Genomic DNA, 14,762 nt, shown 5'->3' with positions numbered 1-14,762 from the left:
AGCGGAGACTAAATTGATCGGCTTCCCGGTCATGCCAGCAGAACCCGCACCCGCAAGATTCGCATTGAAGCACAATCCCTCAGGAGACCTTCGACGTGGACGATGCACGGCTCCAAATTCCGGTGGCGATCGCGGCCGGCGCCGGCATTGATCCGGTGACCGCGTCGCCCGGCCAAGACCGGAACCGACCGCCTTCGTGCCACGCCGTGAAGTTTCAAGCAAAGGTCATTGCTTCGGCGGCTGCGCAGGCACCTCGCCAGGCTTGATCACCGGCGTCTTGCCCTGGTCCGGCGGCGGCTGCGTCATACCCTGGTCACCACTGGGCGGCGGCTGCAGCACGCCGCCGCAGGGACCGAGCGTGCTGGTCGATTCGCCACCGCCATTGGCGACCGGCGGCTTCCGAGCATCGTCCTGAGGCTGCGCCTGGCAAGGCGCGGCAGGGCCGTTCCGGTCGCCATTGTCCTGCGCAGCCGCCGGGTCGGCCAGCGCCAAGAGCAGCACGCATGGGATGAGGGGGAAAGTCTTCATGGTCCAGCTCCTCTGGATTCATCTCCTTGGCAAAACAGACTAGTCCTTGGCAAAGCAGACTGGCGGCAATTGGTTCCACGGAGATGGAGTGGTTGCCGGAACCTGACAGCCGGAAGTGAGTTCCACCTTCTCGACGCAAAGCCGCCCAGAGGAGGCAATCATGGAAGAACGAAACAGAAAACCCAATGACGAGGTCGAGGCGCCACCGAGCAAAAACGATGCCCGCGACACGATCGCCAATGACGAGGTGGAGGCGCCGACGCCGCGCCGGCAGGATTGGGATGCGCTGCGTGGCGCAACGGTCCTGCCCGACGGAGCAGATGAGGAAAGCCTGCCGGACACCACCGGAGTCGAGAAGGAAGGCGAACTGCCCGAGGAGGATGACGACAACCCCTACCAGGACAGTGACGATGCCTTGCCCGACGACGCCGAGGAAGCCGCCATTGGTCACGACCTGGCGAGGCGCGGCGGCCCGTTCGACGAGGTGTAAGGGCAGCGACCGCGGACTTTCGAGAGGTTTCCCGGGACGTCCACGCCGTCACCAGTTGGACCAAGGATGAGCTGAAGGCGATGCCGGAGCATCGCGATTGATATTTCGAAGGATCCGGCTGGTCTGATCCTTCGTTTAAGGCGCCTTGGCGGTTTGGTTAAATTTAGCCCTTGTGGTCAAGGGCCGGCGGCGACGCAATCTCGGCACGTTCGACAGCCGCGAGGCAGCCGAGAAGCACGAACGCGAAGCCCAATATCTCAAGCGCCGTTGAGGCCGCTCGCCTGAATCTTCAAAGTGCGCAAGATATCCCCGCCGCGGGCGGCGCAGACACGCTCCAGCATCGCAACGCTGCGAACCGGGCCATCGCCCGCCGGCACTTGAGTGCCGACGGGCTCTGACCTTCAGTTCGACCCGGGATCGCCGAGCGCCTCGGTGACGAAGGACGCCGCGATCAGGTCGTCGGCGTCGAGGCGTAGGGAGCCTTCGACACCCCCCATGATGGCCGCGACCTTCTGGAAGGTCTGCATCTCGTGTTCAGTAACGCTGGCGTCTCGCATCCTGGCTTTCAGATCGGCGATGCGTCGGCCCAGTGAGGCCGACGTTCCGATTTCTCTGTTCGACATGGTGGCCTGCTCCTCCCCCAACCCATGCTGTGGACGTACTCAAGTCTGCCTATATATAAGGCAGCGCGAATACAGTCGCCGCAACGCGCGATATCTGGGAAGGTTCCGGCGCCAAATAGTCACGAAATAATACGTGGTGGGACTCGGGTATGTTAAGCGCCGACGCGGCGATAGACACCGCAGCCAGCGGCTGCGGCCATCGGCCTGGCCAACCCGTGTCGCGGGTCGCGAATGCGGGTCGGACTTTGATCGCCGCGCGCGAACAGTCAGCGAGAGGCCGGAACCACGCCGGACACCGAGCGCGCCGTTTCGGGCGAAAACACCACGAAAGCAAAAACCAGAACGGCAGCGGCGATAATGACCGAGCCGCCGGCGACGATCGGTTCAAGCGCCGGGTTTCCCTGCAGCATCACATACAGCGCCGGCAGCATGATCACCAGGCCGAGTGTGTAGAGCCCGTAGTGGATCATGGCGATGCGACGCGCCGCCTTTTGCGGATTGAGCGCGTAGTAGCCGCCGAAGATGGCGCTCGTCACCCAACCGAGCAGATTGATATGCGCGTGCGCCGGAAAAGCGGCGTGGTCGCCCGAGATCGCCATCTGCAGGCCGGCCGCAATCCCCAACATCAGGAACAAGATGGCAGTTTTGAAAAAGAGTTCCGAAATCCTCGGCATGTCATTTCTCCCCCTATGCGGTCTGCGACCGCTTGCGTCCTGGAGAATACACCCACGCACAGAAATTTTCCACGCCGCGCTTATGGGCCATGCCTGCACAGCTTTTTGCACGCTGTTCGACTTTTCTGGCTGCCACAACCCGGCGCCGCCCCGCTACGGCGTCAGCAAGATGTCGGCGCCCGCTCGCTCGTCGAACACCACCGCGCAGCCGCGCCCCAGCGCCACTGCCGACAGCGCGTTGGCCACCGTCTCGTCCGGCGATACGAAATCACCGGTCAGCACTCGCAACTCCTCCACCGCCCTGGCCATTGACACGCAGTGCCCGGCAACGCGATCGCTCGTGCAGGCGTCAATGACGCTGACGAGGTCGATCATCTCGAACTGGCCCATACCGGCCTCCACAAAAACAGCGTCCCGTCGCGGATATGAACGCCGAGGCGAGAGACAATGTTCCGCAGGTCCGATGCCCAGGCGGAGCACTCGACAGCCCGACCTGGAACGGGCCGGCCGGCGACAACCGCTTCGCTTGACAATAGGCCCTGTTTGTTCTCTATTTGTTCGGCAAAAACGCCTCTCACAACAGACGCGGCTAATGCTGCAACGCCGCAAAGGGAACGGTCGGGATGGAGCCCACCATCCTGCATGCGGATCTCGACGCCTTCTACGCCTCGGTCGAGCAGCTGCTCGACCCGGCGCTCAGGGGCAAGCCGATCGCCGTCGGCGGCGGCGTCGTGCTTGCCGCTTCCTACGAAGCCAGGGCTTTCGGCGTGCGCGGCGGCATGCCCGGACGACGCGCGCGCGAGCTTTGCCCCGGACTGATCTTCGTCGGCGGCCATTTCGCCGACTATCAGCGGCTGGGCGACGCCGCCATCAAGGTGCTCGACGATTTCACGCCGCTGGTCGAGCGGATTTCCATCGATGAAGCCTTTGCCGACGTCGCCGGCTGCACGCATCTGTTCGGGCCGCCGGCCGAGATCGCCGCCACGGTGCGTCAGCGCGTCCGGGCAGAGCTCGGCCTGCCGATCTCGATCGGCGTGGCGCGCACCAAGCATCTGGCCAAGATCGCCTCGCAGGTGGCCAAGCCCGACGGGCTGGTGGTGGTCGATCTGGACACCGAACTTGCCTTCCTGCATGATCTGCCGGTCGGGCTGATGTGGGGCGTCGGCCCGGCGACCAGAGCGCGGCTGGCCGAGATCGGCATCGAGACCATCGGCCAGTTGGCAAAGACGCATGGTGGGGCGCTGCGAAGATCGCTCGGGCCCGCCGCCGGCGAAAAGCTGGCGTCGCTGGCATGGAACCGCGACCCGCGAAAGCTCGAAACCCACAGGCGGTCGCATTCCGCCGGCGCGCAGTCGGCGCTTGGCAGACGGCCGGCCGAGGCGCGTATCTTCGGACCCGTCCTGCTGCATCTGGCAGACCGGGTCGCCAGCCGGCTCAGGGCGAAATCACGGCCCGGGCGCACGGTGACGGTGCGCGTGCGTTTCGCCGATCTGCGCGCGGTCACACGCTCGCTGACGCTCGATCAGCCGATTTCGGCAACCGCGATGCTGGCCGAAATCGCCGGGGAGCTGGTGCGCGGCGTGCTGGCCGCCAACCCTCGGGAGAAGACCATCTCGCTGCTGGCGATCTCGGTGTCGCAGCTGGAAGAAAGTGCCGAGCTGCAGCTGGAGCTGCCGCTCGGGCTTGCCGATGAAAAGCAGCGGCCCGGCAGCAGGCAAGGCCTGGCGCGCTTTGGCGCCGACCGCGCCATCGACAAGATCCGCCAGCGCTTTGGCAGAGAGGCTGTCGGCTATGGCGCCGTGGCGCTGGAAGCCCGGCGCTCGGTTCCCGATGCCTTCCGCGAACTGGCGGAGAAGGAACTGTGAGTGCGGCGCGACGGCAAGGCCAATGTTTAGGCTGGGCCAGTCCGCGCTGCATTGCCGCTCTGTTTGAGCAGGCCGACCAACCAGGCCAGACCCGCCACAGTTTCGGACATTTTTCGCACCGCAACCCGGCCACGCCATGCACGCCCAAGAACAACGCTTTGTCGATGAAGGTGGACTTGCAGTTAGCGCATCGGCGCCAAGAAAACCCGGGGCGGGACGACGGCGCCGCGAAGGTTGACAGTGCCGATCCGTCTGGCATTATCGCGTAAGCTTGGAGGATTCACTATGAAGAAAACCTATTCGAAGCCTGTTCTGGTCAAAAAAGGCAAGCTTTCGCAGGTTACGGCGCTCGCCAATGGAGCGGGTTCCGGCCCGATCGAGTGAAGTCGTTGAGTCGGACTGTCGCCTGATCTGGCGGCCTCGCCTGACACTGGAGATGCGGCATGAAGAAGACCTATTCGAAGCCGGTGCTGGTCAAGAAGGGCAAGCTCTCGCAGGTTACAGCCGACAATGGTAACGGCTCCGGGCCGGTCGCCGTCTAGCAGCCGATTATCCGACGCCTCGTGCCGTCTGGCCGGGAACGGGGCTTTGGGTGCCCGACGTGGAGAGTGGAAAATGAGGAAGACCTATTCCAAGCCAGTGCTGGTAAAAAAGGGCAAGCTCTCGCAGATCACCGCGAACGGCGCTTCTGCTCCTATTCCGGGCTAAACTCGTTCCCCGGTAGATCGAGATCCTCCTGGCAGAGTCGGGCGGCTTGATCGTTTCCGGAGCATGATCTCCCGCAGGCGGCGGGACCGTTCAGCGCACAACCACCAGATCGTCGAGCACGAGCTGCCAATAGTGGCTCGTTGAAAGGCGCACGCGCGTCACCGCCGCCAGCATCGGCGCATAGTGGACGGGCGCCATTGCCGACAGGACGATCGTGTCGCTGGCGATCAGCCGGTCGCCAAGCCAGCTCTCGACCAGTGCGGTTTCGCCTTCGGACTTCAACCATGCCGCTGTCAGCATCACGGAATGGAACCCGAACGGTTTGTCGCTCGAGAATTCGGCCGGGTGTCCGCTGCTCGTATAGCAGACATGGTCTCCCGAGATATTGCCGTTGACGTAGCCTTCGCTGCCTTCGGTATGATCGCGCGCCAGTGCGTTCAGGTTGAACCAGGTCAACCCGGCATAACCGGACGGCACCTTGCGCAGGCCGCGCGTCGTGACATCGTCGAAACCGATGGCCTGCAAGGACGCGGCGCTGTCGACGGCCGCGTTCTCGGGCGACAGCAGGCCGAGTTCGGTCGGGTAGGCCGACAAGGCCAGTCGTCGTTCCATGCCACCGCCGGTGATTTCGATCGCGTCGGCGTCATCGGGCAGATCGAGACGGAAGCCAGCCCCAGCACTTAGCGGATGCACCGCCACCTCTTGCCCTTTCGCCATCACCGAGATGCTCGCCGAAGCACCGTCCGCTACGCGGCCGCTGAGCCGGCGTATCGCAAACAGGCCGACCGGCTGCAGCATTGCTTCCGAGGCCAGCCCGGTGGGCGAGCCCGGCAGCGGCCGGAGGTGCTGCGACTGGACCTCGTTGGCGCTGCTGGAGCGCCAGCCGGGCGGAACCGACACGGTGAAGCGGTAGCTGCCCGGCACATGGATGGGCGCGGCCCGACGTTTCGCCGACGCCAGGAAATTGGCAAAGCCGCCGCGGTTGCTCCGCGCCGCGGCGACGAAGCGGCCGTCGCCATCATGCAGTCTGACCATGATGCCGGCCATCGGGCGGTCGCCGAGCCCGTAGCGGCCGTCGCGATCGGCATCGAAGTAGACAAAGGTCGAATGATTGAGCTTGCCGTGGTTGCCCGACCAGTCCCGGCGCACGGCGTAGTCGTTGGCCGGATCTTCACGAAGCCGGGCTCTGCGACGCGACCGCGCCAGCCGCCAGGCCAAAGCCGCAACGACAGCGGCGAGCCCGGCAAGGAGTATTGCCTTGATCACGGACGGCTCAAGCAATGCTGTCGGCCCTGCTCATCTGGATCTCCTGCACATACATCGATCCATATATCGATGCTGCAGGCGCTTGAGCAACCGGACACGGGACCGGCGGACATGGCGTCGGCCTCATATACCCATCTCGGGCAACTATTCCGGCGACGGCACCGGCGGCTTGGTGGTCAGCGCGGCGCCGAAGGCGGCGACGACCACGGCGGCGACGCCCGCGCACTGCAGCGGGCTCAGGGTCTCGTGCAGGAACAGGAAGCCGGCCAGCGCGCCCAGCGCCGGCTCCAGACAAGTCAGCGTGCCGTAGAGCCTGGCCGGCATCCGGGTCAGCGCCACCATCTCCAGCCAGAACGGCAAGGCGCTGGAGAACAGCCCGACCAGCAGCGCGCTGACCAGGATCGCGGGTGCGATCAGGCCGGTACCCGCCTCGGCTAGGCCGAACGGCAGGGCGAGAGCAGCGGCAATGACCAGCCCGTAAGCCGTGGTCTGGCTGCCAAGCTCGGCGCCCGCCTTTTGCGCAAAGACGATGTAGAGCGCCCAGCAGCCGCCGGCGGCCAGCGCCAGCATCACGCCGATCGGGTCGAGTGCACTGCCGGAGTGGATGAAGGGCGACAACAGCAATATGCCGGCAACGGCCAGCACCACCCAGACGAAGTCGGTGGCGCGCCGCGACGACAGCGTCGCCACGAGCAGCGGGCCGCAGAATTCGAGCGCCACCGCGACGCCGAGCGGAATTCTGGCGAGCGCTGCATAAAACAGCAGGTTCAGCGCCGCGAGGTTGACGCCGTAGGCGATGAGCCAGGGCAGCACGGCGCGCGACGGCCGCACCCGCCACGGCCTCAGCACCGCCGCCAGCATCAGCGCCCCCACGACCAGCCGCAGCGCCGTGGTGCCATTGGCGCCGATCAGTGGAAACAGGCCCTTGGCGAAGGTGGCGCCGATCTGGATCGACACCATGGCGCCAAGCAACGCGCCGATCGGCAAGCCCTTCGCTTCAGCTGCGGCAATCTGCGTCGACGTCAATTCCAGTCCCTCCGCGCGGTGCGCCGCAGCGTTGGCCCGAGATATGGATAATAGGCCTGGCTGTCGTGTGGCACGGGCAGACTGTTGATGGGGCAAGACGTGGAAGGCGAACGCCGACGCATTTCCTCTCCCCCGTCGATCGGGGGAGAGGAAAAGAGGCTAGCTCGCCAGCCCATACACCAGCCTCACCCGCCCATCCGACAGCTGGCCGACCTGGCGCAGTTCCAGTCCGTGCCGGGCGTGCACCGTGCCGAACAGCGCCTTGCCGTCGCCGGCGAGCAGCGGATAGACGATGAGCCGCATTTCATCCACTAGCCCCGCCTCAATCAGGCTGGCGGTGATGCGGGCGCCGCCCATGAGATAGATGTCCTTGCCGGGCTCGCGCTTCAGCGCCGCGATGTCGTCGAGGCTGCGCAGGAAGCGCGTCGAGGCCCAGGCGGCCGAAGTCATGGTGTTCGACAGCACATAGTGCGGGCTTTTCGCGGCAAAGCGCGCCCATTCGAGTTCGGCCGGGTCGACCAGCCTGCCGGTCATCGGCAATGGCTGGTCCGGCTCGTTCTGTTGGATCGCGCTCCAGTAGCGCTCATAACCGGCATACATGACGCCGCCGAGCAGGCAGGCGTCGATCTCGGGCATCAGGCCGTATTCCTCCGACCAGTTGTCGACCCAGTCGGCGAAGCCTTCGGGGCCTTCCATCTTGCCGTCGATGGAGATCTTCATTCCGGTGATCAATTTACGCATGACTTCCTCCTTCGGGCTTGCGGGATGCAAGCACGTTGCCTGGTTTCACTTCCGCTGACGCGCCGCGGTGTCTGGCGAAGGCGCGTGTTTCGCCGACCCTTGCGCCGGCATCCGGCGCAAGGGATCGATGGTGCCCGGTTGGACCGGGCGATGCGTCAGGTCAGGTCAGGCCGGCAGGCGCCGGTCGTATTCCGCCACGATACGGCTAAAGCTGTCCCAGAACGGTTCGGGTTTCTCGGCCGCCACGCGGGCAACCAGGAGGTCGAGATGCACGTGCCAGCCTGCGGCATGCATCATCAGGCTCGAGCGGTCCGGCAGGCGGCGGTGGACCAGGGTGAGCAGAACGTCGTCGCCGCGCTGCGCCAATTCGAAGGTGACATTGCCGCTGCCGTTCCAGGTGATGGTGAGCTTGCGCGGCGGATCGCACTCGACGATCTGGTTGTGCATCCGCTGCTCGCCGCCACTGAAGCTGGCCGGCCTTTCGCCGGGCGGGTCGGTCAGTTCGTCATTGCGCCAGACCAGCTCGAAGGAAGAGCCTTCCTCCATCTCCATGTCGCCGGCCGCCAGCCATTGGCGGCGCAGATCGCTCTGCGTCAGATATTCCCAGACGCGCTCCCTGGTTCCGGGCAAAAGCCGTTCGATCCTCAAAGTGGCCGGCTGGATCAGCTGGGCGTAGCCGTCGAAGCTGTTCATCTGGTTCATCGGTCGTCTCCCTCGGATGATGTTGGCCTGGATGTGTCTGGCTTGGGTGATTCCGGCTTGGATGGTTCTGGATTTGCCGGTGCCGGCGTTGACGGCGTTGTCGACGTTTTGCGCCCCGCCTCCTCGCGCATAAGCTGTTCGAGGACATCGAGGCGGCTGTTCCAGAAACGCGCGTATTGGCCGAGCCACTGATAGGCGGTGGCCAGCGGGCGGGCCTCGAGGCGGCAGACATGGGTGCGCCCGCGCACTTCGCGCCGGATCAGCCCGGCATGCTCCAGCGCCTTGATGTGCTTGGAGGCGGCGGCCAGCGACATGGCGAAGGGTTGAGCCAGCTCGCTCACCGTGCGCTCGCCGCCGGCGAGGTGGTTAAGCATGTTCCGGCGCGTGGCGTCGCCAAGGGCGTGAAAAACCTGGTCCATCTGGGGCGTCTCTAATTCAACCATGTAGTTGAATATAGAGGCGAGATTTTAGATAGTCAACTAGTTGGTTGAATGTTTTTTGGGGAGAGGCGCTGGCCCCCTACCTCCCCCTTGTGGGGAGGTCGGACCGTAGGTCCGGGCGGGGGTACTAGCGCTGACCGTGGGGGATGTGGATTTCCTCTTCCCTCACGAAAGTCTGGGAGAGGAACCCAAGATGGCGGAGGTCCGCGCAGACCCCCACCCCGATCCGCTTTGCGGATCGACCCTCCCCACAAGGGGGAGGGTAACCTCACCCAGCCATGGCCAGCGGCACTGCGCTCTTGTTGGGGATCTGGATGTCGATCTCCAGCGTCGACATGGTCTCGCCGCGGTCCATCGAAACTTGCAGATAATCCTGGTCGATCTGCACATGCTTGGCGATCACCGCCATGATCTCTTCGCGCAGGATGGAGACGAGATCGGGCTGGCTGCGGTTGCGGCGCTCATAGGCAAGCAGCACTTGCAGCCGTTCGCGCGCCACCGGCGCGCTGGTGCGCCGCTTGAAGATGTCGAGCAGGTTCATGCCGCCCTCCTTCCCAAAAGACGATCGAGGAAGCCCTTGCGTTCGAAGGGCACGATGACCGGCAGCTGTTCGCCCTCGAGGCGCTTGGCCGCGTCGATGTAAGCCTTGGCAGCGGCGTTCAGCGGCTCCGACAGCGTCACCGGCGAACCGAGGTTGGAGGCGCGCAGCACATCCTGGCTTTCCGGAATGATGCCGAGCAGCGGCACCGACAGGATCTCCAGCACATCGTCGATCGACAGCATTTCACCGCGCGCGGCGCGTCCCGCATCGTAGCGCGTGACCAGCACATGCTTGGCGATCTGCTCGCCCTCCTCGGCGCGCAAGGTGCGGGAATCGAGCAGGCCGATGATGCGGTCGGAATCGCGCACCGACGACACTTCCGGATTGGTGACGATGACCGCCTCGTCGGCAAAGCGCATGGCGAGCTGCGCGCCGCGCTCGATGCCGGCTGGGCTGTCGCAGAAGACGTAGTCGAACACCGAGCGCAGCTTGCCGATGACCTCGGCGACGCCCTCCTCGGTCAGCGCATCCTTGTCGCGCGTCTGCGAGGCCGGCAGCAGGAACAGCGTCTCGACCCGCTTGTCGCGGATCAGCGCCTGCGACAGCTTTGCCGAGCCTTGGATGACGTTGACGAGGTCGAACACCACGCGGCGCTCGGCGCCCATGATCAAATCGAGGTTGCGCAGGCCGACATCGAAATCGACCAGCGCCACCTTCTTGCCGGTCTTGGCGACCGCCGCCCCCAGAGCCGCGGTAGAGGTCGTCTTGCCGACGCCCCCCTTGCCCGAGGTGACCACCACTACCTTGCCCATCAATAAAGCCTCCGTTGTTGTTCGTTATGTCGTTGTCGGGCGAGACGCATTAGCTGAAAGGGGCGATGCGCAGCATGCCGTTGTCGAGAAATGCCTGCACAGGCTTGCCCCGGACTGACGGGTCCATCTCCTCGGCCGTGCAATACCAGCCATCGACCGAGAGAAGCTCGGCCTCGTTCTTGCGGCAGAAGACACGCGCGGCGGTATTGCCCTGCGCCCCTGCCGACGCGCGGCCGCGCAGCGTGCCATAGACGTGGATCGAGCCGGTGGCGACGATCTCGGAGCCGGACGCGACGGAGCCCAGCACGATGACATCGCCATGCGGGTGGAAGATCAGCTGCCCTGAACGGATCGGCGAGCGGATCATCAGCGTGCTGGCGTCGGGTGCGGCGATTTTGGCGTCTTTCGGCTGTGCCTTGGCATCGCTCGCCGGTTTCAAATCGCCCGCCTTCAAATCGCCGGCCTCTGCCTTGATGTCACCGGCCGCCTTTATGTCGCTTCCTGCAGTGGCGTCCTCCGCCCTGCCCGCCTTGCGGCTGGGCTGCAGCAGACCGTCGGTGGTCGCCTCCTTGGCGCCGACCAGCACCGGCGGCAGATGCGCGCCAAGCTCGGCGCCGCCGTCGAGCTCGATGGCATAGATGCGAATGCCGCGCTGGCCGAGTAGATCGACCAGCGCTTCGATGGCCACGACATCGGGCTTGAGCACGTTCAGGTCGAGCACCACCGGGCGCCCCGCAAAATATCCCGGCGAATTGCCGACCCAGCGATCGAGGCTCTCCAGCCAAACGTCCAAAGGCGCCTCCGGCGTCAGCGTGAAAGCCACGAAGGAGCGGGCGCGAAAGCGAATGGATTTGGCCTCGAGGGGAGCGGCAAAGGTCACGGCGGGCGATTCCTTACTGAGAGGTAAACGCTAGCGGTGGTATGGTTAATGAAAGGTTAATGCGGTGGGTATTCACGAGCAGTGGGAGCGCTTTTCCTGACAACCCGTGCCAGGTCCTGCGACCCTTGCAAAGACGCTAATCGACGCGACCATTCCCCTGCCGTCAGCTAGGCAAGCTGCAATCGCGACGACCGCAACGCAGCAAGTGTCGGCGCAGATGTTGAAAATAATCATGTATTGCCGAGCGTTGAATACTTGCGCACCGCCATGCGCCGCGTAATGTCGGCGTGGGACGGGTTTTATTTGGGGGGAATTATGAAACGCAGTGTTTGACACTATCGCTGCTGGCTTGCTCGCAGCATGCGCCACGCCGCCCGACAGGATAGCCGGCGTTCCAAATTCCGGCCCTGCACCCCGGCCGACAGACAGCACCTTGCCGTCATATCGAACCAGCAGAACAAGTCAGCAACCGGCGATGCGCTCGGCGTCTTCCTGATCGGCGTGCCGATTGCATCCATGTCGGGTGGCGACCACGAGGCCGAGATAGCGTTTCTCAAGGGACGCTGCGGGGCGACGAAGACGTAAGTGCGGATCATTGAGCCGGGTAAGTTCACAGGAGGTGAGTGGTGAGACAAGATCGTAGCAGGCGCGCAGCCAAAGCAAGCGCCGCAATCGGCGCGCTGGTACTGGCAAGCATATTCCTTGCGGGATGCACTACAGTCTCGACCGCCAACAAGGACGGATGGCAGAACAAGACCACCGCTGTGCCGCTCGACGAGGCGATGAGGCGACAGGGCTTCATGCCGGCGAGTATGGACTGCCGGATCGATGGCCGCCAGATTTATGGGTCTAGGTTTACCTGGAAGCCCAACCCGAAGAACAAGCGCTGGGAGTGGCAAGTCGGCGAACCGAATTTCGTCGCGGCCAATAGAGCTGCTATGCTGAAACTGGGACTTCACCGTGTGTCCCACAAGAGCGTTCGCGACTCCACTACCGGCCAAACAGTTGAATGCGCAATCTGGACGAACTAGTCGAGATCAGCGGCGACCGCGAGGCCAAGATCACCGTCGTCATGGGTACCAAGGCCATCGAAGATTTAGAGGCTACCGGAAGATGAACTCGAAACGACAAAGATAGACGGTGGCATCTGATGAAACGCGCAATACTTATGCTGTCGTTGATCTCCGGGCTAATTTTTCACGTCGCGTTGGCGAACGCAGGAAATCCCGAGCGAGAGAAGTGCACCTGCGACACACAGAAGGAGTCGGAACCGATTAACGGCGCATGGGTCAAAAATGCGACTGCGTGCTGGTCGACAGAAATTAAGGACCGCCAATGGTGCGATATTACCGTCCAAAGTCTTGAAGGAAGCCAGACCCAAGCCGCGATCGTGATCCAACTGCTTGACCGCAAAGACGATGCCGCGGCGCTTAATGCCAAGCTCCAAGAGCAATTCCAACAATTCATGTCGACGGCAGCCGACGCTAGCTTACCACTTGATCTCAATTTGGCGCGTGACGTCGTTCCTAGTCTGCTGAAGGCGAATGAAGACCTCATCATGCAATGCGTAAACGCCCTTCAGGACAAGATGTCCGGAAAGGGTGGCGCGGTTTTGGAAGGCGAAGGTGGGCTCAAATGTAGCGTCGGGGAATCGAGCGGATGGCTGCGGATCGAATTTCGGGTGGGAGATGTATGGCTCGCCTATATGATCGCTCCTCCCTCTTCGTGAACCACAGATGATGAAGCTACTTAAGAAGTTCGGACTATGGGTCGCGGGACTTGTCGCGGTCACGATCGTGGGGATCTGGATAGCTGGCGGATACAGTTGGTTTCTCACACAATTTGCCCCTCCCTCGCCATTTAAAATTGATTTTCAGGTTGAGAAACGTTGCGCGGGTGGAGAACTGGTCGACCTGAAGCGACACTTTGCCGATCAATCCGTAAAGCTCGAGTGGGGTGCTGATCGCTTGATCATTTGCGATCCGAATGCGTTGCAAACCAACATCGCCGATGCACCGACAGATATCGCGAATGCATTTCCGGGGTGCCTAGGCTTTAGAGGTGGTCGTTGCGGATGTTGCATGCGAGTGACGCGATATGCGCGTTGCCGTCCAATGGCGGTTACATCTGTGATGGGGAAGCAGCAGCTACTTATCAAGGATCACGCGCCTTGGGCGCAGAGACTGATGCCATTCCGCCGTGCACCAGTCAGTTGCTATCGCGCTTCGGCTTTGGCACGGCGTTATAACGGCAAACGGTGCGCCACGCCGTGTGCGGTTTGCAGGTCTAGGCACAAAAGCACGCGGCGCACTCGATGATCTTCTTGTCCTTGTCGATGGTGACCGTCCACAGGTTGTCTTCGGCAGACCGTAAATCGTGGTTCTTGCCCGCATTTTTACCGATCAAGATTTCGCCGCCCGCTTTCCTTTAAGCCCCTCGCCGCCTGCTCAACCGCCGCCCGGTCCGTGCCGAGCCTGTCGATCAGCTCCTGCGCTTCCTCGCCCGATATGCCGGTGCGCATGGCCAGTTCCTCGACCGCCAGGATGTCGGTGCTGGCGATCTCGCGCGGCAGGGCGTCGTCGGCGGTCAGCGGCAGGGCTGCTTCGCGGTCGATTTCGGCCTCGGCCCGGTGCCAGTGGTGCTCGGGGTCACCAGTGCCTTCGCGCTCCCAGATCTGATAGGCGCGCTGCTGTATCTTGTGATGCCGGTCGTCTTCCATGGTGGTTCTCCCCTGGGCTTTGAGGACGATCCGAACGATCCCAGAAATCGCGCGGTCGCAATGGTTGCGGCGCCCTTCGCGCTGGCTATTCGCATTGCCGTCTCGGCCCGCCGGAATATGGCTGGTAGCTGTTGTCTTCCGGACGGTAGGAGCGATAGCGGCTGAAGCAGGATTCGACATGGTCGCCGCCGGCGGCCGCGTAGGCGCCCGCGCCCTCGACGTAGCTTGCCTCTCGCGGCGCGACGCGGTCGGCGGCGAGATAGGGCGATACGCAGGTGCGCTGCTGTCCGCTATAGGACATGTAGCTGTTGTCGTCGGGATCGTAGGAGCGGTATCGGCTGGCGCACCAGGCGAGATGCGGCGGCGGCAGTTCGGTCCGCGCGATGGCGCCGGTGACTGTGGGATCGGGCTGCTGCCTGGCCGGGTCCTGGGCTGGCTCCTTGGCGGCGATGTCGGCAGGCGCGGACTGCTCGGGCGGCACACGTTCGAAGTCCTGCGCCGTCTTGTCCACCGGCCGCGCTTTCCGGGTCCACAGTTCCGCCACGCTGACGGTCGGCCTTGCCTCCCGCACAGGCTTGGCGGCAAGCAGCCAGGCTGCGAAAACCAGCCCGCTGCCGAACACCGCAAGGGTCAGCACGAAGCCGCCGACCAGTCCCAAAATCGCTTTCACTCGACACTCCTTGTGTCCCTGCCAATAAAATGCGGGACATCACGGCTTGTTCCAGAAAAGCAGGCGCGAGGGACCTA

At 63.7% G+C, this 14,762-nt stretch carries 21 protein-coding genes and 1 pseudogene; 8 read left to right on the top strand and 14 right to left on the bottom strand.

Translation table 11 applies throughout. The annotated features are described in order from the left end of the window. Positions 1-225: 225 nt before the first annotated feature. Complete coding sequence (locus tag NKJ76_RS19525) at positions 226-528, bottom strand: hypothetical protein (RefSeq protein ID WP_352538142.1); 303 nt, start codon at positions 526-528, stop codon at positions 226-228. A gap of 160 nt (positions 529-688) precedes the next feature. Here NKJ76_RS19525 and NKJ76_RS19520 point away from each other — a divergent pair, with 160 nt between their 5' ends. Together NKJ76_RS19520 and NKJ76_RS32420 are read left to right on the top strand one after the other, a co-directional pair. Next, positions 689-1,018, top strand: coding sequence for a hypothetical protein (locus NKJ76_RS19520; RefSeq protein WP_023740113.1), 330 nt, complete (start codon positions 689-691; stop codon positions 1,016-1,018). After that, positions 985-1,119 (top strand): annotated as a pseudogene (locus tag NKJ76_RS32420) (PRC-barrel domain containing protein); the annotation flags it as partial. The gene NKJ76_RS19520 and the pseudogene NKJ76_RS32420, both read left to right, overlap by 34 nt. 300 nt (positions 1,120-1,419) lie before the next feature. Here the strand turns inward: NKJ76_RS32420 and NKJ76_RS19510 are convergent. The 3 genes from NKJ76_RS19510 to NKJ76_RS19500 all read right to left on the bottom strand — a co-directional run bounded on the left by NKJ76_RS19510 (position 1,420) and on the right by NKJ76_RS19500 (position 2,705). Then, positions 1,420-1,641, bottom strand: a complete 222-nt coding sequence (locus tag NKJ76_RS19510; protein WP_023670355.1) for a hypothetical protein — start codon at positions 1,639-1,641, stop codon at positions 1,420-1,422. A gap of 266 nt (positions 1,642-1,907) precedes the next feature. Continuing rightward, complete coding sequence (locus NKJ76_RS19505) at positions 1,908-2,315, bottom strand: heme-copper oxidase family protein (RefSeq protein ID WP_023670354.1); 408 nt, start codon at positions 2,313-2,315, stop codon at positions 1,908-1,910. A gap of 153 nt (positions 2,316-2,468) precedes the next feature. Then, positions 2,469-2,705 carry a hypothetical protein gene (locus NKJ76_RS19500; RefSeq protein ID WP_023670353.1) on the bottom strand — a complete coding sequence of 79 codons (237 nt, stop codon included), beginning with the start codon at positions 2,703-2,705 and terminating at the stop codon, positions 2,469-2,471. 233 nt (positions 2,706-2,938) lie between these two features. On the opposite strand from NKJ76_RS19500, the gene dinB reads away from it, so the two are divergent. The 4 genes from dinB to NKJ76_RS19480 all read left to right on the top strand — a co-directional run bounded on the left by dinB (position 2,939) and on the right by NKJ76_RS19480 (position 4,888). Then, on the top strand, positions 2,939-4,180 hold the full coding sequence (gene dinB, locus NKJ76_RS19495) for a DNA polymerase IV (protein WP_352538141.1): 1,242 nt from the start codon (positions 2,939-2,941) through the stop codon (positions 4,178-4,180). Between the two features lie 285 nt (positions 4,181-4,465). Further along, positions 4,466-4,564: a hypothetical protein gene (locus NKJ76_RS19490; RefSeq protein ID WP_023670351.1), complete on the top strand. Its 99-nt coding sequence runs from the start codon at positions 4,466-4,468 to the stop codon at positions 4,562-4,564. A 59-nt stretch (positions 4,565-4,623) separates the two neighbouring features. Then, positions 4,624-4,722, top strand: a complete 99-nt coding sequence (locus tag NKJ76_RS19485; RefSeq protein WP_023684816.1) for a hypothetical protein — start codon at positions 4,624-4,626, stop codon at positions 4,720-4,722. A gap of 73 nt (positions 4,723-4,795) precedes the next feature. Continuing rightward, on the top strand, positions 4,796-4,888 hold the full coding sequence (locus tag NKJ76_RS19480) for a hypothetical protein (protein ID WP_023689018.1): 93 nt from the start codon (positions 4,796-4,798) through the stop codon (positions 4,886-4,888). Between the two features lie 90 nt (positions 4,889-4,978). Here the strand turns inward: NKJ76_RS19480 and NKJ76_RS19475 are convergent, their stop codons facing one another. From NKJ76_RS19475 to minC, 8 genes are all read right to left on the bottom strand, one after another. Further along, a complete protein-coding gene (locus NKJ76_RS19475) occupies positions 4,979-6,154 on the bottom strand; it encodes a hypothetical protein (protein ID WP_352538140.1) in 1,176 nt (391 codons plus the stop codon). 144 nt (positions 6,155-6,298) lie between these two features. After that, positions 6,299-7,180 carry an EamA family transporter gene (locus NKJ76_RS19470; RefSeq protein ID WP_023693874.1) on the bottom strand — a complete coding sequence of 294 codons (882 nt, stop codon included), beginning with the start codon at positions 7,178-7,180 and terminating at the stop codon, positions 6,299-6,301. A 159-nt stretch (positions 7,181-7,339) separates the two neighbouring features. After that, positions 7,340-7,921, bottom strand: a complete 582-nt coding sequence (locus tag NKJ76_RS19465; RefSeq protein ID WP_352538139.1) for a dihydrofolate reductase family protein — start codon at positions 7,919-7,921, stop codon at positions 7,340-7,342. 165 nt (positions 7,922-8,086) lie between these two features. Further along, positions 8,087-8,623, bottom strand: coding sequence for an SRPBCC family protein (locus NKJ76_RS19460; protein ID WP_023670345.1), 537 nt, complete (start codon positions 8,621-8,623; stop codon positions 8,087-8,089). After that, entirely contained in the window at positions 8,620-9,066 is a 447-nt protein-coding gene (locus NKJ76_RS19455) for an ArsR/SmtB family transcription factor (RefSeq protein WP_023834732.1), read from the bottom strand. The genes NKJ76_RS19460 and NKJ76_RS19455 overlap by 4 nt, the downstream gene beginning before the upstream one ends. Positions 9,067-9,331: 265 nt before the next feature. Then, positions 9,332-9,604 carry a cell division topological specificity factor MinE gene (gene minE / locus NKJ76_RS19450; RefSeq protein WP_023684809.1) on the bottom strand — a complete coding sequence of 91 codons (273 nt, stop codon included), beginning with the start codon at positions 9,602-9,604 and terminating at the stop codon, positions 9,332-9,334. Then, a complete protein-coding gene (gene minD / locus NKJ76_RS19445; protein ID WP_023670342.1) occupies positions 9,601-10,416 on the bottom strand; it encodes a septum site-determining protein MinD in 816 nt (271 codons plus the stop codon). Before minD ends, minE begins: the two co-directional genes overlap by 4 nt. 49 nt (positions 10,417-10,465) lie before the next feature. Further along, the gene (minC, locus tag NKJ76_RS19440) at positions 10,466-11,296 is read right to left on the bottom strand and encodes a septum site-determining protein MinC (protein WP_352538138.1); all 831 of its coding nucleotides are present in this window, start codon (positions 11,294-11,296) and stop codon (positions 10,466-10,468) included. Positions 11,297-11,656: 360 nt separating this feature from the next. Between minC and NKJ76_RS19435 the strand changes: the two genes are divergently transcribed. Both NKJ76_RS19435 and NKJ76_RS19430 read left to right on the top strand, forming a co-directional pair. Then, entirely contained in the window at positions 11,657-11,881 is a 225-nt protein-coding gene (locus tag NKJ76_RS19435; RefSeq protein WP_352538137.1) for a hypothetical protein, read from the top strand. 565 nt (positions 11,882-12,446) lie between these two features. Continuing rightward, positions 12,447-13,025, top strand: a complete 579-nt coding sequence (locus NKJ76_RS19430; protein ID WP_352538136.1) for a hypothetical protein — start codon at positions 12,447-12,449, stop codon at positions 13,023-13,025. A gap of 666 nt (positions 13,026-13,691) precedes the next feature. Here the strand turns inward: NKJ76_RS19430 and NKJ76_RS19425 are convergent. Both NKJ76_RS19425 and NKJ76_RS19420 read right to left on the bottom strand, forming a co-directional pair. Further along, on the bottom strand, positions 13,692-14,015 hold the full coding sequence (locus NKJ76_RS19425; protein ID WP_352538135.1) for a DUF2934 domain-containing protein: 324 nt from the start codon (positions 14,013-14,015) through the stop codon (positions 13,692-13,694). An 85-nt stretch (positions 14,016-14,100) separates the two neighbouring features. Further along, on the bottom strand, positions 14,101-14,685 hold the full coding sequence (locus tag NKJ76_RS19420) for a BA14K family protein (protein ID WP_023738670.1): 585 nt from the start codon (positions 14,683-14,685) through the stop codon (positions 14,101-14,103). Positions 14,686-14,762: the final 77 nt, after the last annotated feature.

This window comes from Mesorhizobium sp. M0029, from assembly GCF_040323735.1.
GTDB lineage: Bacteria > Pseudomonadota > Alphaproteobacteria > Rhizobiales > Rhizobiaceae > Mesorhizobium.
The sequence above is the reverse complement of the archived record's forward strand: the minus strand, read 5'-3'. Positions and strand labels throughout refer to the sequence as shown.